The sequence below is a fragment of the Streptomyces sp. RLA012 genome, from assembly GCF_056270325.1.
In genome coordinates this window covers 6587970-6612776 of record NZ_JBWDPA010000002.1, presented here as the reverse complement: position 1 = coordinate 6612776, position 24807 = coordinate 6587970, and the positions used below count along the sequence as shown (strand labels likewise).

Sequence of the window (24807 nt, the reverse complement as noted above, 5' to 3'; positions counted from 1 at the left end):
GGCAGCGAGCTCGACCTCAACGCCAAGGGCGCGTATGGCAGTCAACCGGGTTTTCAAAGTTGAGCGGTGCAGAGGTGTCCACGGGCTCGGCGGGTGGTGACGCAGCGTGTCCGTAGGCGCTGGTTGTCGCCGTTGCGGAACCCGAACGCGTTGCGTGCGACGAGCTTGACCACACGATTGATCACGCGGTTGATCACGCGGTTGATGCCTTCGCTCCTGGCGTTGCTGTGTCCGGTGTCGATGAACGCGGCGATCTCGGTCCACCAGCGGTCGACGATGGCGGCGAGGGCGGCGAGGGTACGGACTTCGGGGATGTCGGCGTCCGCGCACCAGATGAGGAACTTCCAACGGGCGTGGCCCACTTGGTTCCGCTCCGCCGCGTTCACCGCCGGCGCAGTGGTGGGCACCCGGCTGGTGTTGCACCACGGGTGGGGCCGGCCGCCGCCCGCCGGCCCCACCGAGCGGCACCTTCACGGAGGGCTAATACTGGGAAACGTGGACATAAGGGATAGGTCGTCCCGTGGTCCTTCAGACGAACACGGGGCACCGGTCGTGGATGTTCTGGTGGTCGGGGCCGGCCCGACCGGGCTTCTGCTCGCGGGCGACCTCGCCGGTTCCGGAGTCGAGGTGACGCTGCTGGAACGGCGCGATCACGAATCCAACCTGAGCCGAGCCTTCACCGTCCATGCGCGGACCATGGAGGAGCTCGACGCCCGGGGCCTGGCCGACGAACTGCTCCGTATCGGCACGCCAGTCCAGTCGTTGCGCCCGTTCGGCCGTATCCACATCGACTTCTCCGGGCTGCGAACCCGCTTTCCTTTCATGCTCATCACTCCCCAGTGGCAGGTCGAGCGACTCCTGCTGCGCCGGGCCGAGGAAGCGGGTGCCGCGATAACGCGCGGGGCCCGGGCCACAGGGATACGGCAGGACCCGGACGGCGTAGACGTGGACGTGAGCTATCCGGACGGCACCACGGCCACACTTCGGGCCCGCTACGTGGTCGGTACGGACGGGGCACGCAGCACCGTCCGGCAGAGCCTGGGCATGCCGTTCCCCGCCAAGTCGGCCGTCCGGTCGGTGATGTTGGCCGACGTGCTGCTTGAGCGCGCGCCGGACCAACCTCTTAATTTCGCCTCGAACGAAGATGGTTACACCTTCTTCGCGCCCTTTGGTGACGGCTGGTACCGGGCCATCGCCTGAGACCGGAAACGGCAGTCGACCGAGGATGCGCCCGTCACCCTGGAGGAAGTCCGGGACGTCACGAGGCGAACCATCGGTGATGACCTCGGGATGCACGACGCGCGCTGGATTTCGCGCTTCCACAGCGACGAACGGCAGGTACCCCGCTACCGGCAAGGAAGGGTGTTCCTCGCGGGCGACGCCGCACACGTCCACTCGCCCGCCGGCGGCATGGGCATGAACACCGGGATGCAGGACGCTGCCAACCTCGGCTGGAAACTGGCGGCCGTTCTGCACGGCTGGTCCGGTGATGAGCTGCTGGACAGCTACCAATCGGAGCGTCACCCGGTGGGGCGAATGGTCTTGCGCGTCAGTCACGCACTCCTCACGGCCGTCACCGCCCGATCGGCTGCAGTCCGTACGTTGCGGATCTGGGTGGCCTCCGTCGCCCATCAGCTGCGCGTGGTGGAGGCGCATGCGGCACGCGGCATCTCCGGCATCTCGATCAACTACCGAGCACCCCTGGGTTCTCATCCGCTCGCTGGGCGCCGGGTGCCGGACCTCCGCCTGGCAGGTGAACCGTCTCGGCTGTACGAGGCGCTGCGTCAGGGCAAGTTCGTCCTGGTGGGCCGCGACATCGCCACGATTGCCGCGCCGTGGGCGGGGCGGGTGGTGACGGCCTCCCCAGCGGCCGGCCTGCACCCCACACTGCTGGTCCGGCCCGACGGTTATACCGCTTGGGCGGCCGAGGCCCCCCACCCGGACGAGGTGCGCAAGACCCTGACGCGATGGTTGGGCGAGGTGGGCCACCACGCGGAGTGAACTGACAGCCTGGGCTCGTGGGCGTTGCGGTGTTCCGCCGGCTCGTGCCCTTCAGCGTGCCACGGGCGGGAGGCGCCTTCATCGAGCGCTCGGTAGTACGCCGTGATCTCGGCCTGGATGCGGGAGAGGTCGGACACACAGACATCACATCCTGCCTGCCGAAGCAGCGCCACAGCGCACAGCGAGAAGGGCCGGCTCAGGAGGGGTTTCCTCGTGGGTCGGCCCTTCGGCGTTTCAGGCGCCGCGCCACAGGGGTGCCGCTATGTGCCGGTGGGGTCCTCTTCCTACGTGCCGGTGGGGTCCTCTTCGGGGGTTCTTTGTCGTCCGGATCGGTCGGCGGGTGCCGCACCACAACCGCGCCATGGGCCGAGGCCGCCGCATTCGGCGGGTGGGTCAGGCAGGTGGGTCAGGCAGGTGGGTCAGGCAGGTGGGCATCCGAACCAGTTCACCGTGCCGTTGTCGGAGGTGTAGCCCAGGCACCTGATGGTTCTGTTGTGCAGAGTCCTGGTCCGGTCGACCCCTCCGTCCAGGGTGTCCCCCTTGTAGCGGGTCTGTACGAGGCTGTCGATCTCGACGGTGTACCAGCGGCCCTTGCGGGACGGGATGCTGCAGCGGTGGCCGGTCACGCTGCGGCTGGGCCCGCTGCTCCACACGTCCTGTTCGGCGCGGTCGCAGTGCGCGCGGCCGGCGGCGCCTGCGGTGCCGACGCCGGTGCCGAGCAGAGCCGTCGCGCCCGTGGCCACCGCCGCGGTAACGCCGAGCAGGCGCTTCAGAGTGACGTTCATCGATTGGTCCTCCTGACAGGCTTGGTGACGGATCGGAGTCGCCCTGTCACCTTGTGCGATGATCGCACTTATCCGGGGTGTCCGGCCCGGCAGCCGACGCCGCAGTCCCCCGACCCGGTGACGTAGGTGATGCCAATGCAGCAGGCCGCGGTCGCGCCCCCGGCCGGCCCCGGAGCGGGCCTCGGCCGGTGCCGGGGAGCGCCGCCCCGTCCTGGTCACCGCCGGCGGCCGACGAGCCGTCGCGGTGTGGAAACGATGGCGGCCACGGTCGGCCGACCAGAACCGCGCCCAGGAGTGCGAGTCCCTGCGTCCCCTCCTCCGCGGCGAGCAGGCCGCGCGACCCGCGGCGCAGGCCCGCGTGGAGGAGGGGCACGGGCGGGCCGAGAGCGAGACGTTCTACGCAGCCGCCGCACGGCTGCGCGGCCGCGCGGCTGCACGACTGCACGACTGCACGACTGCACGACTGCACGGCTGGGAGAGCCATCGTCACCGAGCGGCGAGAGGCCAGCAACTCCCCCAGCCGGAGCACGACTTCTACTGCGGCACCGAACTGTCGGCCAAAGTCGATGGGTTGACGATCGCTTTCGGTGCTTTCCGGCAACTTCCCGAGCACCGCTCCGGCCGTCGGCCACCACTCGGCGCGCGCAGCTCACAGAAGTTGACCAGGACCACGACTCGCCTACAAAGCTGCACTGCCACGGCGGACATCGCGTGTCGCTGCCCGACGGCGCGGATCTGTTGCGGTTGTTCAGGGCCGGTAGACCATCCCCGGCTGAGGCCTGGCAGGGGCGAGCAGCTGCGACACCGTGACGATGGTGTGGCCGCGCCGCGTGAGCGCCTCGATGATTCCCGGGACCTTCTCGCTGTAGGGCCTGGCAGCCCTACACCGGTGGAGCGTCAGATCACGGCGGAGCGGGGGCTATCCGTCTTCTCCCTGTTCAGGGCCGGTTGTTGGGGTCGGCTCCAGAACCTTGCCCGCGGTACCGGCCCGGGGGACCCCGTCGACCGCCACACAGATACCGAAGACGCGGTCGTGGCTGGTCCAGCCGTTGATGTGGCCCCGATTGTTGCTGATCTGCACCCGCTTCCTGGCTGGATCGAGGGACGACACCAGATGCAAGTACACGGTGCCGGCGACACGGGCAAGGACGATGTCCCCGACCGCCAGCTTCGAGGGGTCGACCGGAGCGACAGCCACCAACTGCCGACTGCGTATCAACGGGACCATCGAAGAGCCGCTCGGCCGGAACTCAACGGTGCCCCCACCGGCAACCCTGGCTGCCACTGCATCCAATGCGCCCATCCGGTGATCGTGGCAGATGCGGCCGGGCCGGCCCACCGAATTTCGTCCCACGCCCACCACACGGCGAACGTTGCCAGGTGACCGAGTCTGCTGAAGCCACAGACCTGAAAGTCACAGACCCGAAGTCACAGACCCGAAGCCACAGACCCGAAGTCGCAGACCCGAAGTCACAAACCTGAAGTCGCTGCGCGCCCGATCCGGGCCGGGACCGACCGAACTGACCGAGACCCACGGCACTTCCAGAAGCACGGTTGGCTGACAGCGAGGGTCGGTCCTGGTGCCGGGACGTCCTGGTGCCGCTGCCGCAGCGCCGGGTACCGCATCGGACACCGATTCAAAAGGGCGACGGTGTTGTCTCCGCCTTACCTGTAATTGCCGCGGTGAACGCGGTTCCCCGGGATGCATGACAGCGGAAGCTGGAGCAGCATGGAATGCAGGGGAGAAGCGGTTCGACCGGGATTCGCCGACTGAATCACCCGTCGAACGTTCCGAGATCATTCACCAGGTCAGGAATGGCCTTTCAACGGTCCATCACTCTCGTCCCGGGCGTGTCTCGGGAATGCCGACATCACCAGAAAGCGACGGGGTGTTTCGCCATGTCCAATAATCAACCGACCGGATTCCCGGCACCGCTGCAGAACTTCGAGCCGGCTGTCGAACTGCTCCAGGACGCACCGGAGGAGGACGCCCGGGGCGGGCTCGACCCGACGGTCCATGAAAACGAGGGTCCGGCTGCCGGTGACACCGATGCCACGGCGGTGCAGCGACCTCCCGTCGTATCGGTCGAAGACGTGCAGCAGACCACTCTCGCCGAACGGTGGCGCAAGCACATAGAGGCGTCCCGACAGCAAGGAGCATGATCATGCCGTACTTCCGCAACAGCCATTCCTCGACGATCCAGGTGGTCGGAATGTACTGGGACCCGCAGGCATGCGGGCAGTACGGGAACTATCGGACCAAAGGCTGGTGGCGCATCAAGCCCTACGAGCGGATACTGATCGCACCCAACAATCAGCAGTTCTTCTACTGGTACGCCGAGTCCGACGACGGGCGCAAGTGGGAGGGCCGCTACGGGCCCGTCTACACCTATCTCTACCCGTTCGAATCCTGCCTGGGTATCGGCTCGACCGGCGCGTGGAAGACGGTGACCATGCGCCAGCACGACACGTACGCCTGGCCCGGTGGCGTGAACGTGGACGTGTGAGCCCCCTCTACGCGCAGAAGTCAGGAGCATCGCCGTGGTCGCTCAGCAGGACAAAGACGCTCAGCTGTACTGCGCTCAGCCTCCGCAGCGAATCCCCGCGCTGCGCCCGGATCTGAGCCTTCCCCGGACCAGAGCGATACTGCTCAACGGGGCGAAGTGGGTGAACGGTACCGATCTGCGGTACTGCTTCCTCGATGGCGCCGACGACGGCGTGGAAAAGGCGTGGTTGGCCGAGGTCCACAACGGTTTCCAGGAGTGGGAGGATCTCGGGATCGGATTGCGGTTCCGTCCCGAGGACGACCCTACGGAATCGGAGATCCGGATCACCTTCGCCAATGACGGATCCTGGTCGTACGTCGGCACGGACTGCCTCGGTATCAGTGTCGACGAGGCCACGATGAACTTCGGATGGGATCCGACGTCACCCCACGGCAAGACCACGGTCCGGCACGAGATAGGGCACTCGATCGGTTTCTGCCATGAGCACCAGAATCCGTACGCCGGCATCGAGTGGGACGAACCGAAGCTGTACGAGTACATGGGCGGCGCGCCCAATTTCTGGCCACCGGAGACGACTTACCACAACATCATCCGCAAACTCTCCACGAACCAGGTGACCGGTTCGCACTGGGACTCGAAGTCGATCATGCATTACGGGTTCGGACCGGGTCTGATCAAACAGCCGGCAGAATACCGGAACGGCATTCCTTCCCCGCGTGAACTGTCCCAGCAGGACAAGGAGTTCGTGCGCACGTGGTATCCGCCGCTGGCTCCTCACATGGACGAGTTGAAGCCGTTCGAGTCGGCGGTCCTCGGCCTCGGTTCCGGAGAGCAGGCCGATTACGAGGTCATCCCGGAGAAGAGCCAGAAATACCAGTTCGGCACCTTCGGGGACGCCGATGTGCTGATGGTCCTCTTCGAGGAAGTCGACGGTGAGAACCTTCGATACGTCATCGGTGAGGACGACAGCGGCGAGGACCGCAACGGCCGCTTCGAGGTCAGACTCTTCAAGGGGCGCCGGTATGTCCTCCGCGTCCGGATGTACTCCACGTGGGGTTCGGGGAACGCGTCGGTCATGTGCTGGTGACCGCCGGCCAACGGCCTTGGGCTTGGCCCCGCTGAGCGGGCACCGGGGGCTGGTCCGGCCAGGCGAACGCGTACCGGGGATCGCCCCCTCGGCTCAGCCGTACGAAGCGCAGGAGTTCGCGGACGATGCCCGCGTTGCCCATCGCCCAGCCGACGCACGGTTCGAGGTCGCTCGGAGTGGCCCGGTGCTCGGCGTTGGACCAGCGGGCGCCGTCGCTGTCCCGGATCGCGCGGGCGACGAGGACGTGGGCGAAGTCGTACGGGTCCTGCTGTTCGGCGATCCGGTCGCAGGCCAGGGCGAGGACACCCGCGGTGCCGCAGCAGCGGCCGTTGTTGTCCCAGAAGCCGGGGTGCCGCCGCTGGGGCAGGCCGGAGCGGGTGACCGTGTGCCAGCAGCGGTCGGCGAGGCGGGCCAGACGGGATCGGCCGTGATGTCCCGCAGCAGCCGGAAGACCTGGGCGTCGCCGACCGGGCCGTGGCACCAGCCGTAGCTGATGGGCTCGATCACATCGGGGCGGTACTGCGGGGTGGAGTGCGGGACCAGGAAGCCCTCCGGCCCTGCTTCGTCGCGCGCCACGACGTCCGCGGCACCGGCCAGCGCCAGTTCGACCAGGTCCGCACGGCCGGTGGCCCCGCCGACCCGGGCCAGCGCCCGGACGATGCCGAGCGTGCCGTGCGAGATGTGGTGCAGACGGGAGTCGATACCCGTGCGCTGGGCCCAGTGGACGCCCGCCGGAGTCTGCTCCGCCGTCCGCAGATACGGCTCCATGGCCAGGACGGCCAGTTCGGCGTCGCCGGCCAGGAGGGCGCCGAGGCCGATCCCCGCGTTGCCGCCCATCAGCTCGAACAGCTCGCCCCAGCGGGTCCCGTCGAAGCGTGACCGTACGAGTTCCAGCGCGCGGTCGGCGGCGACGCCGGCGGCCGTGTCGCCGAGTTGTTCGTGAAGTGTCCGCAGGACGAGTGCCGTTCCGGTGCGGCCGAAGTAGAGGGAGTCGTCGTCGAAGTCGTCGACGGAGTCCGCGAGGCTGCGGCCCGCGCGCAGGGCGGCGTCGGCGTAGGAGTCGTCGCCGAAGTGCCGCCACGCCTCCAGGAGCACGGGGACGTTTCCCGCCGTACCGCTGTAGAGCATGGGGTCGAGCTCGTCGTCCGAGGGTCTTGTCGGCCAGGCGAGGCCTCCTCCGGAGGTTTCGCGCGCCGCGTCAGTCAGCCACCGCAGCCCGTCCACCGCGAGTCCCTCGACCTCGTCGACCGCCCGACCATGGCTTCTGGTGCCGTCATGGGCCAACCCTCGCATGATCTTCCGGACCCGCCCAGAGGGCGGTGGCGCTCCGCGGGATCCTCGTAGGCGCCCAGCGCGGACGGAGCCCGTAGGGTTCCGCCCATGGTGACTGCGACGGTCCGCGAGTGGAGCGACGAGGAAGGGTGGGGCGTGCTCGACTCGCCCGAGACTCCCGGCGGCTGCTTCGGCCACTTCTCCGACATCCAGGCGGCCGGCTTCCGCACGCTGTCGCCCGGACAACAGGTCGACCTCACGTGGGAAGCCCCCGGCTTCAAACAGGACGGCTACGACTACCGCGCGGTGAGCATCGTGCCTCGGCCTGTCTGACATCTTCCCCTTCCCCGGAGGTGGCGTGGGCCCGAGGTGTGGGCCCGAGGTGCGGGCCGGGAAGAATCCGGCTCGGCCGGGGCTTGTGCAGGTCATGAGAGCAATCGTGTACACGGAAGGCGGCGGCCCCGAGGTGCTGCGCCTTGCCGAGCGTCCGCTGCCGGAGCCGGGGCCGGGCGAGGTGCGGGTACGGGTCGAGGTGTCCGGGGTGAACCCGACGGACTGGAAGTCGCGCACCGCGGGGCCGCAGGGCGAGGGCGAGCAGGTGCCCAACCAGGACGGCGCCGGAGTGATCGACGCGGTCGGAGAGGGTGTCGACCCGGCCAGGAACGGTCAGCGCGTCTGGATCTGGGAGGCCGCCCGGCAGCGCCCGGACGGCACGGCGCAGGAGTACACGGTGCTCCCCCAGGAACAGGCCGTACCGCTGCCCGACAGCGCCTCCTTCGACCTCGGCGCGAGCATCCCGATCCCCGCGATGACGGCCCACCGCGCCCTCACCGTGCGGGACGGCGACCCGGCCCGGCTCGGCCCCGGTGCGCTGCGCGGCCGTACGGTGCTGGTCGCCGGTGGCGCGGGCGCGGTCGGCAACATGGCGATCCAGCTGGCGCGCTGGGCGGGGGCGACCGTGGTGGCCACCGTCAGCAGCCCGTTCAAGGCGCGCCTGGCCGAGGCCGCCGGCGCGCACCACGTCGTCGACTACAAGGCCGAGGACGCGGCGGCGGCGATCCGCCGGGTGGCCCCGGACGGTGTCGACATCGTCGTGGAGGTCGCCATGGCGGCGAACGCGGAGCTCGACGTCTCGGTGACCGCCCAGAACGGCGCCGTCGCGTACTACGACGACGGCGGCGAGGTGACACTGCCCCGCCGGACCTTCTTCGGCAACCTGCGCTTCCAGGGCGTGCTCGTGTACACGATGCCGGGCGAGGCCAAGCGGGACGCCGTCGCCGCCATCACCGCCGCCCTCGCCGACGGGGCGCTGCGCGTGGGCGAGGAGGCGGGCCTGCCGCTGCACCGCTTCCCGCTGGAACGCACCGCGGACGCGCACATCGCGGTCGAGAAGGGAGCGGTGGGCAAGGTCCTCATCGACGTGTGAGTCCGGCGCCGCCGTCGCGTCCGGTGGCTGACGGTTCCTCGGACTCACGTCAGCACGTCAGTACGTCAGCACGCCAGCACGCCAGCACGTCAGTACGAGCAGGGATCCTGCCGGCCGGCCTCCGACTCGTCCTGGTCCCCGACGAACGTGACCGTCTCGTCGAGCGGTGCGCGGTCCGTGCGGGCGTGGCCCACCGTGACGTCCTCGAAACCGATCGACATGCCGCAGAAGAGGATGAGGCCGTCCGGGGGTGACAGGATCTCCGCGACGGTCCTGCGGTACACCGACCACGCCATCTGCGGGCAGCTGTGCAGTCCTTCGGCGCGGAGCAGCAGCATGACGGTCTGCAGATACATGCCGACGTCGGACCACTGGGCCGGGCCCATGTCGCGGTCGATGTAGCAGAACAGGGCGACGGGCGCGCCGAAACAGTCCCAGTTCGCGGCGGCGGTCCGCTGGCGCCCCTCGATGTCCTCGCGCGCGATGCCGAGTGCGCCGTAGCGCTGTGCGGCGAAGGCGGACCGGCGTTCGTGGTACGGGGACTTCAGGCCGGGCGGGTACATCTCGTACTCCCGCTCGTCCCAGGGGTCGCCCGCTGTCACGCGCTCGCCGGCGCGCTTCTTGAGCTCGGCCAGTGGCCCGCCGGTCAGCACGTAGGAGTGCCACGGCTGGATGTTGGATCCTGACGGTGACCGGGCCGCCGCGGAGAGTACGCGCTCCAGCACCTCCCTCGGGACCTGCCGGTCGGTGAATCCGCGTACCGCCCGTCGACTCGCGACCGCCTCGTAGACGTCCAAGATGGCCTGCCTCTCCATCCGCTCGACGCGCAGAGCTCAACGCTCAACGTGTTCACCCCATTGACCGTCGGGGAGCGGAAAATGTGACAAACCACCGGCCGCCCGCAGCGAAACCCCAGGTCATGAGGCTGTCGCGAGATGCCTGGCGGGGCCGGGACGGTCCTGCTGTCCCGGCCCCGCCATGGTTCCCCGCCGGCTACGGCAGAGGGTCTGCGGGCCGCGCTCAGGACAGGCGGCAGGAGTGGAACCGGTTGGAGTGGATGTTCCCGAACGACGCCGGGAGGCGCGGGATGCCCTGATTCGGCCGGACGGTCAGGCTCCGGCCCGCGTAGTCGGCCTTGTTGTACACGGTGACGCACCGGCCCCAGAGATGGCCGCCCGCGCGCCAGGTGGCGGCGCTGTTCCACACCGAGAGGCCGCCGTTGAAACCGACGTAGGCGGTCGTCTCCGGATACCACCGCATGTCCTGCGAGACAAGGCTCACCACACCCGTGTAGCCGGGATCGGTCCAGCCGCACACCCAGCCGGACGAGCAGGGTTCGGACGGGGTGGCAGCGGGGGTGGCGGTGGAGTCGGCCTGTGCCGTGGGGGCGAGAGCGACGGTCACAGCGACGAGGGCGGCGGCCGCCGCTCCACTTCTCCGGGGGGTCATGGTGGCTCCGCGATCCTCAGACTCGGCCCTCGGCTTCGGCGTCGGCGACCGCGATCGTGATGCCGAGTGCTTTGGCGATGTTGCCCGCTGCCGTCATGACACGGGCCGTGCCCACGATGGGGGCGATGGCGACCAGGACGTCCTGCAACTGCTCGGCGGTCAGGCCGGCCTGGAGGGCGGGGTCGATGTGGGCGACGTACGAGATCGGCGGAGCGTCCGAGGCGGCGAGGGCCGCGATGCGGGTGAGCATGAACGTGTCCTGGGTCAGCCCGCACCGCTCGACGGAGTCGACCGTCATCGCGGCGAGGGTGTCGAGTACCGGGGTTTCAGATGCTGTGGCCATGGCGAATCGTCTCCTGCTTGATGTCGTGCTTGATGTCCTGCTTGATGTCGTGCTTGATGTCGTGACGAGGATCAGTGGCGCCCCCTGCTCGACCGTAAGTCCGTTTCGTGCGAATTGCCTGCCGAGGGGGTCGCCCGGCCCGGCAGCAGAGCCGCCCCGACGGAGGCGCCGGCCCCCGTCAGATCGTGGCCAGTGCCTCCGTCGGGGTCAGCCGGGCCGCGCGCAGGGACGGGTAGAGGCCGGCCGCCATGCCGATCAGGATCGCGCCGCCGAAGCCGGCCGCCACGGCGGGCAGCGGCACGACGGGGGGCCAGCCCTGCCACCGCGCGTAGCCGACCGTCGCCAGGACTCCGATCATGGTGCCGGCCAGGCCGCCCAGGGCGGACAGCACCACGGACTCGGTGAGGAACTGGCCGCGGATCTGGCGGCGGCTGGCGCCCAGCGCGCGGTGCAGGCCGATCTCGCGGCGGCGTTCGAGTACGGAGACGACCATCGTGTTGGCGACTCCGATGCCGCCGACCAGCAGGGCGACTCCCGCCAGTCCCAGGAAGAGCGCGGAGAACGTGGCCTGCGTGGCACGTTTGGCGGCCAGGGCGTCCGACGGGCGGCTGACCTGCACGAGCCCCGGTACCTGTGGATAGATCGTGGCGGGCAGGACGTCCCGTACGGCCTCGATGGCGTCCTCGCGGGCCTTGAGATAGATCACCGTGGGGTGGCCGTCGAACTTCAGCTGGTCGCGGGCGGCTCCCCAGCCGACCAGTACCGAGCGGTCGATGTCGGCGGAGAGCGGGGTCGGTGCGAGGACGCCGATGACGGTGAACCAGCGGTTGCCGACATAGATCTGCGGTGTCGGTTGTCCCGGAACCAGCCGGGCGATGCCGAGCCGCGTCGCGGCGACCGAGCCGAGGACGGCGGTCGGGAAGTTCTCGGTGGACGGTCCGAGGAAGCGGCCCGAACGGACCGTGCCGTTGATGGCCGTCAGCAGGTTGGAGCGGGTGGCCAGGACGGCGAGCCCGGAGTAGTCGCCCGCGTCGACCCGGTCCGAACGGTGGACGGCGACATGCGTGTTGGCGACGGCGCCGGCCACGGTGACCGGGCCGATGCGCGCCACCATGCCCACCGAGGTCTCCGGGAGGAGCACCGGCGGTTTCTGGTCCGGGACCGGCTCGGCCCGCAGCATGTTGGTGCCCAGCGCGGACAGCCGCTCCATCAGGTCGCGTTGGCTCGACGCCGGAATGCCGATGACGACGATCAACGTGGCGATCCCGATGGAGATGCCCAGCGCGGACAGTACGGCGCGTGTCGTGCGCGTACGGATGCCGAGCAGACCGAGACCGAGCAGATCGAGCGGCGCCAGCCGCACCGGTCGGCCGCGCGGGGAGTCGGCCGTGTCGCTTCGCGAGGAGTCGGGCGTATCGCCTCGCAAGGAATCGGTCGCGTCGCTTCGCGAGGAGTCCGTCGTGTCGCTCACGTCGGCCCCCCGTCGCCGGCCGCCACCGCCGGGTCGGAGACCACCGCCGTGTCGGAGACCACCCGGCCGTCGCGCAGTTCGACCCGGCGGGGCAGCCGGGCCGCGATGTCCCGGTCGTGCGTGATGATCGCGATCGTCGTCCCCTCGTCGTTCAGCGCGGTCAGCAGGTCCAGGACGGCGCCGCCGGTCGCGGTGTCCAGCGCGCCGGTGGGCTCGTCGGCGAGCACCAGCGCCGGGTGGTTCACCAGGGCGCGGGCGATGGCGACCCGCTGTCGTTCGCCGCCGGACAGCTGGTGCGGCGGGTGGCGGGTGCGGTGGGCGAGGCCCACCCTGGCCAGGGCGTCCAGGGCCAGCGGGCGGCGGCGTCGGCGCGGCACACCGGCGTACAGCAGCCCGGTGGCCACGTTCTCCCAGGCGGAGAGCCCGTCGGTGAGGTGGAACTGCTGGAAGACGAAGCCCAGTTGACGGCCGCGCAGGGCGGACAGCACCCGGTCGGACAGCAGGGTGACATCCTGGCCGCCGATCTCCACGACCCCGCTGGTCGGGCGGTCCAGGGTGCCCATGATGTTGAGCAGGGTGGACTTGCCGGAGCCGGAGGGGCCGACGATGCCGAGCAGTTCGCCGGGCTCGACGGCCAGCGACACGTCGTCAAGGGCTCGTACGCCACCCGCGTACTCCATGCTCGCGCCGCGCACGGCGAGGACGGGCGTCGGGTTCACGACGCCGTCACCACCTTCAGGTCCGCCCGCAGGCCGGTGCCGGTGATCTCCACCATGCCCTTGGCGAACAGCCCGGTCCGTACGGCGATCAGCCGGCCGTCGGGCAGTTGTACGGCGTAACCGCCGCCGCTCAGCGCCAGCAGCGCGCCCACGGGGACGGCGAGCACGCCCTTGCGGGTGCGCGCGGCGAACGCCACCTCGACGGGGGCCGCGTCCAGACGGCGTACCGCGGGGGTGTCGCTCAGGGAGACGGTCACGGTCAGCCGCGTCGCGTCGTCGCCCTCGCCACCGTCCCCCGATCCGCCCTGGACGACGGTCCCGACGCTCACGACCGTGCCGCGCACCGTGGACCGGTCCGGCAGGGTCACGGTCACCGGGCCGCCGGGCCGGACCGAGCCGACGTCGGTGGGGTCGAACTGCACGGTGACCCTCTTGCCGGTGGTCGTGACCGACACCAGCGGCCCGGCGACCGGGTCACCCGGCTGGGCCTGTACGGAGGCGATCCGCACCGCGCCGGACAGCACCGCCACGTCACCGGGGCCGAGAACTCCGGTCGGGGGCAGCCCGGCGTGGCTCTGCCACCGCTTGACGGCGGCGAGGAGGGAGGCGGTGAGCACTCCGTCGCCGCTTCTGACCCGGACCGGAGCCGCGGTCGCCGTCACAGCCGCAGCCGCAGCCGCACTCGTGGTGGCCGACACGGCCGGACTCCCGCTCGGGTCCGGACTCCCGCTCGGGTCCGGACCCCCGCTCGGGTCCGGACTCGCGCCCGGGTCCGGACTCGCGCCCGAATCAGGGTTCGCGCCCGGTTCGGCGGCGCCCGGGGCGGTGTGCTGCGCGACCCACGTACCGGGCGCCGGCTGGGCTCCGATGTCGTAGCCGAGGCGTACGAGGTTGTCGGCGACGACCTTCACGTCGCGGCCGACCGCACCCCTGGTGTCCAGGGTGCGGAACAGCGGTGTGGTCCCGTAGAAGAGCGGTACGGGCCGGTCGTCCACCCGGTACAGCGGATGACCCCGGGTCACCGTGACGCCGATGGCGGGCAGCCAGGTGACCACGCCGTCCCCGGTGCCCTTGACGGCACGGGCCGCGCCGTGGCCGAGCGTGCCGGGAAGCGTCTGCGCGTCGGACAGGTCGGTGCGCTGCACCGCCGTGGTCCGCAGCGGCGCGTCCCCCGTGGCGGCCCCGGATCGCTTCGCGTCGTGGCCGTGCCAGCCGATCACTCCCAGGGTGGCCGCCGCCACGGCGGTCACCGCGACGACGGCTGTGACGACCGTACGGCGACGGGAGTCAGGGACGTCGGGGGCATCGGAGGCATCGGGGGCGTCACTTCTCGCCACCGAACGCCTCCAGCTTGCAGTCGCGCTCGACCTTGACCGCCTTGGCGCTGTCGGGCAGGACCGAACCCGGGTGCTCGGCGAAGTTCCAGCCGCTGCCGTCGGACAGCGCCTCGACCTTCAGCCCCTTCCGGTTCATGCACTGCACCCAGGCGCGGAAGTCGTCCACGTAGTGCGGGTTCTTCGCCGGGTCCGTCTCCGGGGGCTGGATCGGCTTCTTCGAAGCGCAGGCCTTGTAGGCGTCGGGATACTTGTCGGCCCCGTACTTGGGAGCGACCCACTCCTGATCGTGCCCCGGCCAGGGCTTGGTGCCGTACGGCACGCCCTGGTCCTTCAGACAGTGTGTGTAGGCCTGGCCGATGGCGGTCTGTTCGGCGTCGGTCATGTCCAGGCGCATCTGCACGCCGGATTCGGAGGAGCCCGAGGACTCCGAGGACTCCGAGGACTCCGCGGACTCCGAGGACGGTGATCCGGCCGATGCCGTGCCCTTCGCGCCGCCTGGCGCTGTCGGGGTGCTGATCGAGGCCACCTGGTCGCCGCCCGGGGCCTTCGCGCCGTCGGAACCCGAGCCGCAGGCGGTGAGCAGACAGAGCAGGAGGGGGAGGGAGAGCGGAAGAGAGAGGACGGCCGTGGCGCCTGCCGTACGTCGCGGGATGCTGTTCGACATGCCCGGTACGGTCACGCAACGGTATGAAGATCCTGTCAGACCGTCATCAGATTCCTGTTCGGACGGTTTCGGGGGCCGTAGGGTCCGCAGCATGTGCGCACATGTCCTGGTGGCCGAGGACGATGCCGGACAGGCCGAGGTGATCCGCCGTTACCTGGAGCGCGAGGGCCACACCGCCACCATCGTCCACGACGGGCGTGCGGCCATCGACGAGGCCCGGCGGCTGCGGCCCGACCTGCTCGTGCTCGACGTGATGATGCCCGTCGTGGACGGTCTGGACGTGTGCCGGGTGCTGCGCCGCGAGACCGACGACCTCGCGGTGCTGATGCTGACCGCGCGGTCCGCCGAGGAGGATCTGCTGCTCGGTCTGGACCTCGGCGCCGACGACTACCTGACCAAGCCCTACAGTCCACGGGAGCTGATGGCACGGATCCGCACGCTGCTGCGCCGCGTCGGGCGGAGTGCCACGGCGGCCGGATCCGCCCTGCACGTCGGCGCCCTGGCCGTGGATCCCGTACGCCACGAGGTGCGGGTCGACGGCCTGCCGGTGGACTGCACTCCGGGCGAGTTCCGGATCCTCGCCGCCATGGCGGAGCAGCCGGAACGGGTCTTCACCCGCCGTCAACTGCTCGCCCACCTGCACGGGTTCGACCGTTACATCACCGAACGCACGGTGGACGTACATGTGTTGAACCTCCGCAAGAAGATCGAACCCGATCCTCGGCGGCCGGAACGTCTGCTGACCGTGTTCGGCATCGGATACAAGCTGACCGACGGCCGGCCCGCCGAGGACCCCGGCGATGCGCGACCCTGACGGACCCGCCGTCGCGGGCGCCGACGTACGGCGGGTGCGACCGCACCGCAGCCTGCTGGTGCGGCTGCTGGCCGCCTCCGTGCTGATCGCCGTCTGCTCGGTCGCGGCCACGGCCTGGCTCGCCGCCCGGACCACCGCCCGTGCCATCCGCCAGGAACAGGGCCAGGTCCTCACCGACGACGGCACGGTCTACGACACCCTGGTGGGATACGCGGCCACGCACCCCGGCTGGGACGGCGTGGACCGGACGGTACGGGACCTGGCGCGGCGCACCGGGCGCGACCTCACCCTGACCACCGAGGACCGTACCCGGACCATCGCCCGGTCCGGCCCGGACGCCGCACTGCCCGTCCGGGAGTCGGCCGTGGTGAACCCCTTGCACGTCGACGCGGCGCTGGACCGCCATGCCACGGACGACCGGATCGACTCACGCGCCGTCGGCCCGTACCGGCCGACCGCCGCGGAACGCCGCCGCCTGGACAAGGTGAGCGGGAAGATCCTGGGCTGTCTGCGGGCCACCGGGCTCGCCGCGCGGATCGACCACCGGCCGAGCGGCCATCCGTACGCCGTCATCGGCGGCGGCAACGTCTTCTCCACCAAGGGCTCCCAGATCTGCAGCGTTGCCCTGCTCGACCAGCCGACCCCCACCGAGCAGAAGGCCTTCGACCGGTTGTACGCGCTGGCCGAGGGCTGCTTGGAGCGCCAGGGCCTGCACGAGGTGGCGATCGGGCCCGACTTCGCGGCCGTGACCACCTCGCCGACCGCGCAGACCTGCGTGGACTCCGCCCGCCGTGAGCAGCTGACGGCCTACGTCGCTCCGCCGGCGCTGCTGTTCCTCACCGACCCGCCCAGCGGGCCGACCCGCACGGTGTTCGCCCTGTCCCCCGCCAACACCGCGCGTATCGCGGGAGTCGCCGGGCTGGTGCTGCTGCTCACCGTGTCGGTGACGGTACTGGTCGGCACCCAGCTCGTACGGCCCCTGCGGGCGCTGGCCGAGGCGGCGCTGCACCCGGCGGACGGCCAGGTGCGGGTCCCGGTCACCACCCGCGACGAGATCGGCTATCTCGCCGCCGCGCTCAACGACCTGTCCGAGCGCCGGGCCCTCATCGAGGAGCAGCGCAAGGCGCTGGTCAGCGATGTCGCCCATGAGCTGCGCACCCCGCTGAGCAACATCCGCGGCTGGCTGGAGGCCGCGGAGGACGGCATCGCCGTGTCCGACCGGGCGTTCATGGCGTCCCTGCTGGCGGAGGCCCTCCAGCTCCAGCACATCATCGACGACCTCCAGGACCTCGCGGCCGCCGACGCCGGTGCCCTGCGGCTGCACCCGGAGCCCGTGTACGTACGCGACCTGCTCGACCATGTCGCGGACGCCCACCGGGCCCGCGCGGACGCGGCCGATGTCCGGCTGGAGGTCCGTGCCGAAGGGGACCCGGCCCTGACCGCCGACCCGATACGGCTGCGGCAGGCGGTGGCGAACCTGCTGTCCAACTCCTTGCGGCACACTCCGGCCGGGGGTGGCGTCACCCTGCGCGCCGAGCGTGCCGGGGAGGACGTCGTGATCGAGGTCGCCGACACGGGTACCGGTATCGCGCCGGAGGACCTGCCGATGGTCTTCGACCGCTTCTGGCGGGCCGAACGCTCACGGAACCGGCAGACCGGCGGCAGCGGCCTCGGGCTGGCCATCGTCCGCCAACTCGTCGAGGCGCACGGCGGCACGGCCACCGTGCGCAGCACCCCCGGCGCCGGGTCGGTGTTCACCCTCCGGCTGCCCGCCGAGCACTCTTGATCAGCTGCTGATCAGTTGGTCAGTCGGTCAGTCGGATCCGTTCCGAGCGGGTTTCGCCGACGCCGCGGGTGGCGTCACCGGGTGTCGTCACCGGGTGTCGGCGGCGAAATGGTCGGTGCCCAGCACGGTGAGCAGGGCGAGTTTCTCGTGGCTCTCCGTGCCCGGGGTGGTGGTGAAGATGAGCAGCGACTGGCCCTGGTCCGGCTCCAGCAGAAGTTGGCAGTAGAGGTCCAGCTGTCCGACCTGGGGATGGACGAATCGTTTGGTCTCGCTCCACCGCAGGCCCACCTCGTGGCGCTCCCACAAGCGGGCGAACTCGTCGCTGGTGCGCAGCAGGACGTCCACCAGGTCCGCCGCGGGTGGTACTGCTGTTCCTACCCGCGCGACTGGCGGCTGCCGTGTTCCTTGGAGGATGATCGGGCACGCGAAGGCTCCGGCGAGGTCGTTGACCACGGTCGTCGGACCTTCATGACGTGAGATGGCGGCGCCGCCCTGCTCGTGGCCGGGCCCGCAGCGCCGCAGACCCCGAACCGGAGACAGTCAGAAGCCGTTGTCTAACCGAATCCGGGTCCTGACCGATCGAACACAGACCCCCCCAATGGCGGCCCCGCTCCTCATGGAACCGATCAACAGTCCTGGAGTCGCCCTGCGCGCGGCACTCGGGCCCGGCGTGCCTTGGACAGGGGCCGCTTCCGGGCCCGACCGCGGGCCGATGACGCCGAACCCGGCGCCGGCCGGCGAACCGCTCCAGCCGTGCTCCGCTCTCTCGGCATCCACCCGGCCTCCGGGGACTCGCCGCTCTCCTCGTAGGCCCCCTTCGATGAGCGACATCAATGAGGGACATCGGTGCGAGGGCGTCACCTGGCATAAGTACGATCGCCCCCTTCGACTGGCAGGGCGCTCCTCAACAAGCGCTGAGCGAGGGGCAGTTGGGCGTGTGGCCGGCCAGAGGAGCCCCGTGGCGCCGCCGGCCGGATCGGCCCTGAAGCAGAGGAAAGGAAACCACGGTGTCCGATGAAGGACGGCTGATCGCCGGCCGATACCGCGTCCTCGACCGTATCGGCCGAGGCGGCATGGCCACCGTGTGGCGCGCGCACGACAATCTCCTCGCCCGCCAGGTCGCGGTCAAGAAGCTCCATCCCCAGCCGCATCTCGACGCCGCCGACCTCGCCACCCTCTTCGAGCGCACCCGCCGCGAGGCCCGCAGCACCGCCAGGATCAGCCACCCCAATGTCGTTGTCGTCCACGATGTCGTGGACGACGAGGGCCTGCCCCTCATCGTCATGGAGTACGTGCCGTCCACCACCCTCAGTGACCTGATCGCGGCGCACGGCCCGGTCCCGCCCGAAGAGGTCGCCAGGATCGGCCGTGGCGTGATCGCCGCGTTGCGGGCGGCGCATCGGGCCGGGATTCTGCACCGGGACGTGAAGCCGGCCAATGTGCTGCTCGCCGAGGACGGCCGGGTGGTCCTCACCGACTTCGGCATCGCCCAGGCCGCCGAGACCTCGGCTCTCACCCGCACCGGCCAGTTGGTGGGGTCGGTCGACTTCATGGCCCCCGAGCGCCTGGTCGGCGCCAAGCCGGGTCCGGAGGCCGACCTGTGGGCGCTGGGTGCAACGCTCTTCCAGGCGGTCGAGGGCCGCTCGCCGTTCCTCCGGGACACGGTGGCGGAGACGATGTACGCCATTGCCATGGAGTCGGCTCCCGAGGTGCGCGGCGCCGGGCCGCTGACCCCGCTGATCCAGGGTCTGCTCACCGGCAACCCGGCCGACCGAATATCGGCCGAGGACGCCGAGCACCTCTTGCGGACAGTGGACGTCGACCCGCGACGCATACGCCGAGTGGGCCACTCCACCACTCCGCCCGCCGCCCGTGCGGCGGCCGCCGACGCTGCGGCTGCGGCTCCGGTTCCTGCTGAGGCCGACGCTGAGGCTCCGGTTCCAGCTGAGGCTCCGGCTGAGGCTGAAGCTGAGGCTCCGGCTCCGGCTCCGGCTGAGGCGAAGCCGGAACCGAACGCGGAGCCGGAACCGAACTCGGGGCACAGAACACGCGAGGCATCCGCTGCCGACCCGGCAGCGGAACGCCCGCAGTCGGCCACGACCGAGACCGCCCCGCAGGCGCGGCGGCCCTCCGGCCGAACGGGCCATTCGAAGAAGCTGGTCGTGCTTGCCGCAGTGGTCGCCACGGCGGTAGTGATCACGATCGCGTTGCTGGTCAACACGACGACGGAGAAGAACACCAGCAACGCCACGGTGTCGACCGGCCCGCTCCCCGCCGACGGCACCACGACGTCGCAGTCCGCGGACACGCCGACAGCCTCTTCCGTCTCCTCTTCCTCTTCCTCCTCCTCACCGTCGAGCTCTACGAGTTCCAGCGTCACGTCGGCGGCGGCGCACACCCCATCGCAGGGGACGACGCCCAAGGCCGGACAAGAGGAAGAGGATCCCGGCACGGATTCCGGAGACGAGAACACGTCCACGAACAACGGATCCGGCTCATCGGTCGTCCCGGCCAGCCATACCCTGGTGGTCCCCGCCACAGGGAAGTGCCTGAGCGGCGGCGCCGGGACCGAGGGGATACAGCTGGTCCAGGCGACGTGTGACGGCTCCGCGGCGCAGCGATGGCTCATCGGATCGGATGGGACCCTCCGGTCATCGGGGAAATGCATGACCGTGGCCGGAGGGTCGAGCGCTGACCGGACCGAGATCCAACTGACCGGGTGCAGCGGCAACTCCAGCCAGCAATTCCACTTCTCCGGTACGGCACTGGTGGCTGATCAGTCACAGAAATGCGTCACCATTTTCGGGGGCACGAGCGGAACGGTGGTGGTTCTTTGGGGCTGCGACAACAGCTGGGACAACCAGGTCTGGACGATTCGATGACCCACGTCACCTCCGCCCGGCCCGCTGCGGCGAGTGCGCGGGTGACGGCCTCGCCGTCGCGACGCTCGTCGCCGCCCAAGACGCGGGCCTGCCCCACCCCTCGTCGGCCGCGGTCTGCTCCCCTGGGACCGACCTGACCGTGTCCGGCGACAGCGCGGTCGGCGAAGCCGCTGTCGATCCCACGCCGGCCCCGAAAGGAGGGCGGCTCGCACGAGATCCTGCTGGACGACGCCGCACGGTTGGCGGCCCGCGCCGCCGAGCACGACGTCCACGTCGAACTGCAGGTCCGGCCTCAAGTACCGCACCTTTCCCGGGCGCACTGGGCCGCCACCCCCGACGCGTCCGGCGACGCTCTGTCGGCCGGCGCGCCGTAACCCGACACCGGCGGCCAGAACTCGACTCTGTGTAACGAATCCGTGATCCGGCAACAGAAAGCTTCGTGTCGTCCGCGGCATCTGGTCGACGATGACCCGCATGGCAACGATGAATCACTTCGGCATGACTCTGCGCGGCTGGCGTGAACGTATGTCACCGCAGGACAGCGGGCTGGAGGCCGGCGGGGAGCGGCGCATCCCTGGACTGCGCCGCGAAGAACTGGCCCGTTTAGCAGGCATATCGGTCGACTATGTGGTGCGGCTGGAACAGGGCCGCGCTCGCAATCCCTCGGCGCAAGTGGTCACCGCCCTGGCCAGAGCACTGCGTCTCAACCCGTCCGAGCGTGACCATCTGTTTCGCTGCGCCCACCTTGCACCACCCACCGTCGGGAACGTCTCCAGGCACATACCCATGAGTGTGCAGCGACTGGTACAGCAGTTAGGAGAGATTCCCGCCGGGGTCTTCGCTGCCGACTGGACCATCATCGGCTGGAACAAGATGTGGGCGGCCGCGGTCGGCGATCCCCGTGCGTACGGTTGGGACGAGCGCAATCTCGTTGCCGGGATGTTCCAGCCGAGCGGCAGCCGAGAACGGGATCCGGTGACGGCATGGCCCGTTTGGTCATGGAAAGGCAACGAAGCGCAGGAGGAGGACCTCGTTGCCGACCTGCGGGTGACAGCGGCCGCCCATCCCCATGATGTACGTCTTGCCTCACTCGTCGAACGCATGCTTCGAACCGACCGGCGCTTCGCCCGTCTGTGGTTCCACGGCACTGCCGGTCCCTATGTCGGCGACCGCAAGACCATCGAGCATCCACTGGTGGGTGACATCGCCCTCGACGTCGATGTCCTGATGCCTGCCGGCACCGACCTCAGGATCATCACGTATACGGCTGCGGCCGAGACCACCGACGCGGAGAAGATGGATGCTCTACGTGCGACCTGTCATCTGCCGCGAAACAGCCTGGCCCGTCCCGATTCAGAGATCTCCGGCCTCGACCGAGGACGGTGACCCGGGCTGCCGACCGGCCTGGTCCGCCCGACGGGCGGACGATCGACTCGGACACGGCCGCGGGTGGATCACGCGGGCTAGAGCAGTCCCAGGTCGCCGAGTTCCTTGTGCAGGTCGGCGCGCGGGTTGTCGGAGCGCGGTCGAAGGGCGCCGCGAGTGGTCGGCCCGGTGCCGCCGCCGGAGCGTGGGGGTGCGTCGGTCCGCGGGCGCCGGTCCCGGAAGAGCCAGGCACCGAGCAGGCCGCCGATCAGGCCACCGAGGTGTCCCAGCCAGCTCACCCCCGGCGTCCCCGGCACGGCCACGGTGAGCAGATAGGCGAAGGAGGCCGCCATGACGACACCGATCAGCGTGTCGATCAGATGCCGGTCGAAGAGTCCGCGTACCACGACATAGCCGAAGTACCCGAAGATCAGGCCGCTGGCGCCGACCGTTTCCACGTCGCCCCGTTCGAGGAACCAGACCGTGAGCCCACTGGTCACCGCGACCAGCAGGCTCAGCCCCAGGAAGCGGACCACCCCTCGGTAGGCGGCGAGGAACCCGAAGACGAACAGCGGTCCCGAGTTGCTCTCCAGGTGTGCCCAGTTCCAGTGCAGGAAGGGCGCGGCGAGGATGTCGGGCAGCGTGCCGATGTCGCCGGCGGTCACGCCGTACTCCCGTGAGAGCGCGTAGTGGTCGGCATAGTTGGCGAGCTGCACCAGCCAGACGGCCGCCAGCAGCCCGAACATCACGAAGAACGCCTTCCGCGCCTCCGCGATCATCCGTTCGGGACTGATCGGCCCCGTACCCGCCCGTTCCCGTTCCCGTTCTCGTTCCTGTTCCTGTTCCTGTTCCGAGCCGCCCATGGCACGCTTCCCTCCCCCGTCGGCCCTCGGCCGTGTCCGGCGCCTCATGCGGCGATAACCCATGAATAACACCCCCCTCTAACTTCGTGAACTGTAGGGATGGCCGCACCAGAAGGGGGTGCACCATGGAGTTTCGAATCCTGGGCTCGGTGGAGGCTGTACGAGGGGGCGAGCGGGTGGCCCTCTCCGGTTCCAAGATGCATACGGTGCTTGCCGCGATGCTGCTGGCGCAGGACCGGGTCGTGTCGGACACACGGCTCAGTTCACTGCTGTGGGGGTGGGAACCGCCGGCCACGGCGAGTGCCCAGATTTATACGTACATGTCCCGGCTGCGCAAGCAGTTGGGCGCCGAAGTGGAGATCCTGCGGCAGCCGCCGGGGTACGTGCTGCGGGCGCCCGGTGCCGTGGTCGACCTCGTCGAGTTCCGGCGGCTTGAGCGGGACGGGCGGCGGGCGCTCGGCGAGCGGCGCTTCGAGGACGCCTCGGAGTCGCTGTGGGCGGCGCTGCGGATGTGGCGCGGGGCCGCGCTCGCGAACGTCACCGAGCACATGCTCGACGCGGAGCTCGCGCCGCTGGAGGAGGAGCGCATGCTCGCCCTGGAGTCCCGGATCGAGGCCGATCTGGAGCTGGGGCGGCACGAGCAGGTGACGGCCGAACTCACCGGCCTCGTCGCCGAGTTCCCGGTGCGGGAGCGGCTTCGGGCGCAGTTGATGACCGCCCTCTACCGGTGCGGTCGGCAGGCCGACGCGCTGCACACGTACTACGAGGGGCGCAAGGTGCTCGCCGAGCAGCTCGGGATCGATCCCGGTGAGGCGCTCGGTTCCACCTACCAGGCCGTGCTCGGCGGCGAGTTGGGGCTCCGGCACGGGCAGAGCCATGGGCACGGGCCCGGACACGGGAACGGGCGCGGGCACGGACAGGGAGCGGTACGGGGCGGACAGCGGCCCGTGCCCGCCATGCTGCCCGCCGCCGACGGGGAGTTCGTGGGCCGGGAGGTCGAGCTCGAGACGCTGCGGGGGCGTCTTGGGCGGGAAGGTGCCGGACAGCGGCGGATCCTCGTCACCGGCATGGCCGGCATCGGCAAGACCGCGCTGGCGGTGCGGGCCGCGGCCGAGAGCAGGGAGTGGTTCCCCGACGGGCTGCTCTTCATCGAACTGTGCGGTCCCGACGGCGCGCCGAAGACTCCGCACGCCGTCCTCGCCCAGCTGCTGCGCGCCCTCGGCGAGAGCGACGGCGACCTGCCGGTGCGGGATCTCGACGAGCTCGTACGGCTGTACCGGACCCGGACGGCCGATCAGCGGCTGCTGGTGGTGCTGGACAACGTCCGCGGGGACCGGCAGCTCGGACCACTGCTGCCGGCCGGACCCTCGGCCGTGGTCGTCACCAGCCGGTCCCGGCTGGCCTGGGTGTCCGGGAGCGACACGCTCGCCCTGCCGCTGCTCGACGACACGGCGTCGCTGGAACTGCTGGCCGCCAGGGCCGGGCGGCAGCGCCTCGTCGAGGACCCGGACGCGGCCGACGACCTGGCGGCGTACTGCGCCGGGCTGCCGCTCGCGCTGGCCATCGCCGGTGCCCGGCTCGCCGCCCGCCCGCACTGGGCCGCCGCCCGGCTCGCGGTCCGGCTCGCCGACCCCGCCGCCCGGCTCGGCGAGCTGTCCTTCGGCGAACTGGACCTGCGCCGGACCCTGCTCACCTCGGTGGAGCAGCTCGGTCCGGCCGAGCGGGCGACGCTGACCGCGCTGGCGGGCACGGAGGCCGACCCCGGGTTCGGGGCGTTCACCGCGCAGCAGGCGGCGGCGCGGCTCGGGGTGCCGCCGGACGGCGCCGAGAACGCGCTGGAGTCGCTCGTCGACGCCGCGCTGCTCGACCTGTCCGGGCTCGACGACCGTGGGCGGCCGCTGTACCGGTACCACGAGCTCGTACGGCTGCTCGCCGCGACGCTCGCGCGTCCCGAGCCGGCCGCCGCACGGGTGGGGTGAGCGCACGGTGTACGTCGGGCACTCCGGGCGCGTCCGCCGCCGCCGTCTCCGCCTCCG

At 70.5% G+C, this 24807-nt stretch carries 24 protein-coding genes and 1 pseudogene; 12 read left to right on the top strand and 13 right to left on the bottom strand.

Features of this window, described 5'->3' with window-relative positions:
* Positions 1–53 precede the first annotated feature (53 nt).
* Positions 54–407 carry a transposase gene (locus RV986_RS30375; protein WP_475920441.1) on the bottom strand — a complete coding sequence of 118 codons (354 nt, stop codon included), beginning with the start codon at positions 405–407 and terminating at the stop codon, positions 54–56.
* Between RV986_RS30375 and RV986_RS30370 the strand changes: the two are divergent.
* Positions 313–1536, top strand: a pseudogene (locus tag RV986_RS30370) (FAD-dependent monooxygenase); the annotation flags it as partial. The gene RV986_RS30375 and the pseudogene RV986_RS30370 sit on opposite strands and share 95 nt — an antisense overlap.
* Positions 1537–2001, top strand: coding sequence for an aromatic-ring hydroxylase C-terminal domain-containing protein (locus RV986_RS30365; RefSeq protein ID WP_475924483.1), 465 nt, complete (start codon positions 1537–1539; stop codon positions 1999–2001). It abuts the pseudogene before it with no gap.
* Positions 2002–2420: 419 nt separating this feature from the next.
* Here the strand turns inward: RV986_RS30365 and RV986_RS30360 are convergent, their stop codons facing one another.
* Both RV986_RS30360 and RV986_RS30355 read right to left on the bottom strand, forming a co-directional pair.
* A complete protein-coding gene (locus tag RV986_RS30360) occupies positions 2421–2786 on the bottom strand; it encodes a hypothetical protein (RefSeq protein WP_475920440.1) in 366 nt (121 codons plus the stop codon).
* A gap of 919 nt (positions 2787–3705) precedes the next feature.
* Positions 3706–3984, bottom strand: coding sequence for a S26 family signal peptidase (locus RV986_RS30355; protein WP_475924482.1), 279 nt, complete (start codon positions 3982–3984; stop codon positions 3706–3708).
* Positions 3985–4685: 701 nt separating this feature from the next.
* Between RV986_RS30355 and RV986_RS30350 the strand changes: the two genes are divergently transcribed.
* The 3 genes from RV986_RS30350 to RV986_RS30340 are packed head-to-tail and all read left to right on the top strand — an operon-like array spanning position 4686 to position 6380.
* Positions 4686–4949: a hypothetical protein gene (locus tag RV986_RS30350; RefSeq protein WP_475920439.1), complete on the top strand. Its 264-nt coding sequence runs from the start codon at positions 4686–4688 to the stop codon at positions 4947–4949.
* 2 nt (positions 4950–4951) lie between these two features.
* Positions 4952–5293 carry a hypothetical protein gene (locus RV986_RS30345; RefSeq protein ID WP_475920438.1) on the top strand — a complete coding sequence of 114 codons (342 nt, stop codon included), beginning with the start codon at positions 4952–4954 and terminating at the stop codon, positions 5291–5293.
* A 34-nt stretch (positions 5294–5327) separates the two neighbouring features.
* Positions 5328–6380, top strand: coding sequence for a M12 family metallopeptidase (locus tag RV986_RS30340; RefSeq protein ID WP_475920437.1), 1053 nt, complete (start codon positions 5328–5330; stop codon positions 6378–6380).
* A gap of 93 nt (positions 6381–6473) precedes the next feature.
* Here the strand turns inward: RV986_RS30340 and RV986_RS30335 are convergent, their stop codons facing one another.
* Positions 6474–7664, bottom strand: coding sequence for a lanthionine synthetase LanC family protein (locus RV986_RS30335; RefSeq protein ID WP_475920436.1), 1191 nt, complete (start codon positions 7662–7664; stop codon positions 6474–6476).
* A 96-nt stretch (positions 7665–7760) separates the two neighbouring features.
* On the opposite strand from RV986_RS30335, the gene RV986_RS30330 reads away from it, so the two are divergent.
* Together RV986_RS30330 and RV986_RS30325 are read left to right on the top strand one after the other, a co-directional pair.
* Positions 7761–7985 carry a cold-shock protein gene (locus RV986_RS30330; RefSeq protein ID WP_475920435.1) on the top strand — a complete coding sequence of 75 codons (225 nt, stop codon included), beginning with the start codon at positions 7761–7763 and terminating at the stop codon, positions 7983–7985.
* A gap of 94 nt (positions 7986–8079) precedes the next feature.
* Positions 8080–9078 carry an NADPH:quinone reductase gene (locus RV986_RS30325; RefSeq protein ID WP_475920434.1) on the top strand — a complete coding sequence of 333 codons (999 nt, stop codon included), beginning with the start codon at positions 8080–8082 and terminating at the stop codon, positions 9076–9078.
* Between the two features lie 89 nt (positions 9079–9167).
* Here the strand turns inward: RV986_RS30325 and RV986_RS30320 are convergent, their stop codons facing one another.
* From RV986_RS30320 to RV986_RS30290, 7 genes are all read right to left on the bottom strand, one after another.
* The gene (locus RV986_RS30320) at positions 9168–9875 is read right to left on the bottom strand and encodes a nitroreductase (RefSeq protein WP_475920433.1); all 708 of its coding nucleotides are present in this window, start codon (positions 9873–9875) and stop codon (positions 9168–9170) included.
* Between the two features lie 223 nt (positions 9876–10098).
* Positions 10099–10527 carry a peptidase inhibitor family I36 protein gene (locus tag RV986_RS30315; RefSeq protein ID WP_475920432.1) on the bottom strand — a complete coding sequence of 143 codons (429 nt, stop codon included), beginning with the start codon at positions 10525–10527 and terminating at the stop codon, positions 10099–10101.
* Between the two features lie 16 nt (positions 10528–10543).
* Positions 10544–10870, bottom strand: a complete 327-nt coding sequence (locus tag RV986_RS30310; protein WP_475920431.1) for a carboxymuconolactone decarboxylase family protein — start codon at positions 10868–10870, stop codon at positions 10544–10546.
* A 178-nt stretch (positions 10871–11048) separates the two neighbouring features.
* Positions 11049–12233 (bottom strand): ABC transporter permease, encoded by a 1185-nt coding sequence (locus tag RV986_RS30305; RefSeq protein WP_475924481.1) that lies wholly within the window; start codon positions 12231–12233, stop codon positions 11049–11051.
* 104 nt (positions 12234–12337) lie between these two features.
* Positions 12338–13060 (bottom strand): ABC transporter ATP-binding protein, encoded by a 723-nt coding sequence (locus RV986_RS30300; RefSeq protein ID WP_475920430.1) that lies wholly within the window; start codon positions 13058–13060, stop codon positions 12338–12340.
* Positions 13057–14397, bottom strand: coding sequence for a peptidoglycan-binding protein (locus RV986_RS30295; protein ID WP_475920429.1), 1341 nt, complete (start codon positions 14395–14397; stop codon positions 13057–13059). Before RV986_RS30295 ends, RV986_RS30300 begins: the two co-directional genes overlap by 4 nt.
* Complete coding sequence (locus RV986_RS30290; protein ID WP_475920428.1) at positions 14384–15061, bottom strand: hypothetical protein; 678 nt, start codon at positions 15059–15061, stop codon at positions 14384–14386. Before RV986_RS30290 ends, RV986_RS30295 begins: the two co-directional genes overlap by 14 nt.
* 91 nt (positions 15062–15152) lie before the next feature.
* Here RV986_RS30290 and RV986_RS30285 point away from each other — a divergent pair, with 91 nt between their 5' ends.
* Together RV986_RS30285 and RV986_RS30280 are read left to right on the top strand one after the other, a co-directional pair.
* Positions 15153–15875 carry a response regulator transcription factor gene (locus tag RV986_RS30285; RefSeq protein ID WP_475920427.1) on the top strand — a complete coding sequence of 241 codons (723 nt, stop codon included), beginning with the start codon at positions 15153–15155 and terminating at the stop codon, positions 15873–15875.
* Positions 15862–17661, top strand: a complete 1800-nt coding sequence (locus RV986_RS30280) for a sensor histidine kinase (RefSeq protein WP_475920426.1) — start codon at positions 15862–15864, stop codon at positions 17659–17661. Before RV986_RS30285 ends, RV986_RS30280 begins: the two co-directional genes overlap by 14 nt.
* Positions 17662–17748: 87 nt before the next feature.
* On the opposite strand, the gene RV986_RS30275 is transcribed toward RV986_RS30280, so the two are convergent.
* Positions 17749–18114 (bottom strand): MmyB family transcriptional regulator, encoded by a 366-nt coding sequence (locus RV986_RS30275; protein ID WP_475920425.1) that lies wholly within the window; start codon positions 18112–18114, stop codon positions 17749–17751.
* Positions 18115–18668: 554 nt separating this feature from the next.
* Here RV986_RS30275 and RV986_RS30270 point away from each other — a divergent pair.
* Positions 18669–20543 carry a serine/threonine protein kinase gene (locus tag RV986_RS30270; RefSeq protein ID WP_475920424.1) on the top strand — a complete coding sequence of 625 codons (1875 nt, stop codon included), beginning with the start codon at positions 18669–18671 and terminating at the stop codon, positions 20541–20543.
* 474 nt (positions 20544–21017) lie between these two features.
* Positions 21018–21929, top strand: coding sequence for a helix-turn-helix transcriptional regulator (locus tag RV986_RS30265; protein WP_475920423.1), 912 nt, complete (start codon positions 21018–21020; stop codon positions 21927–21929).
* Between the two features lie 77 nt (positions 21930–22006).
* Here RV986_RS30265 and RV986_RS30260 read toward each other — a convergent pair whose 3' ends face one another.
* Positions 22007–22771, bottom strand: a complete 765-nt coding sequence (locus RV986_RS30260) for a rhomboid family intramembrane serine protease (protein WP_475920422.1) — start codon at positions 22769–22771, stop codon at positions 22007–22009.
* A 125-nt stretch (positions 22772–22896) separates the two neighbouring features.
* Between RV986_RS30260 and RV986_RS30255 the strand changes: the two genes are divergently transcribed.
* Complete coding sequence (locus RV986_RS30255) at positions 22897–24750, top strand: AfsR/SARP family transcriptional regulator (protein ID WP_475920421.1); 1854 nt, start codon at positions 22897–22899, stop codon at positions 24748–24750.
* Positions 24751–24807: the final 57 nt, after the last annotated feature.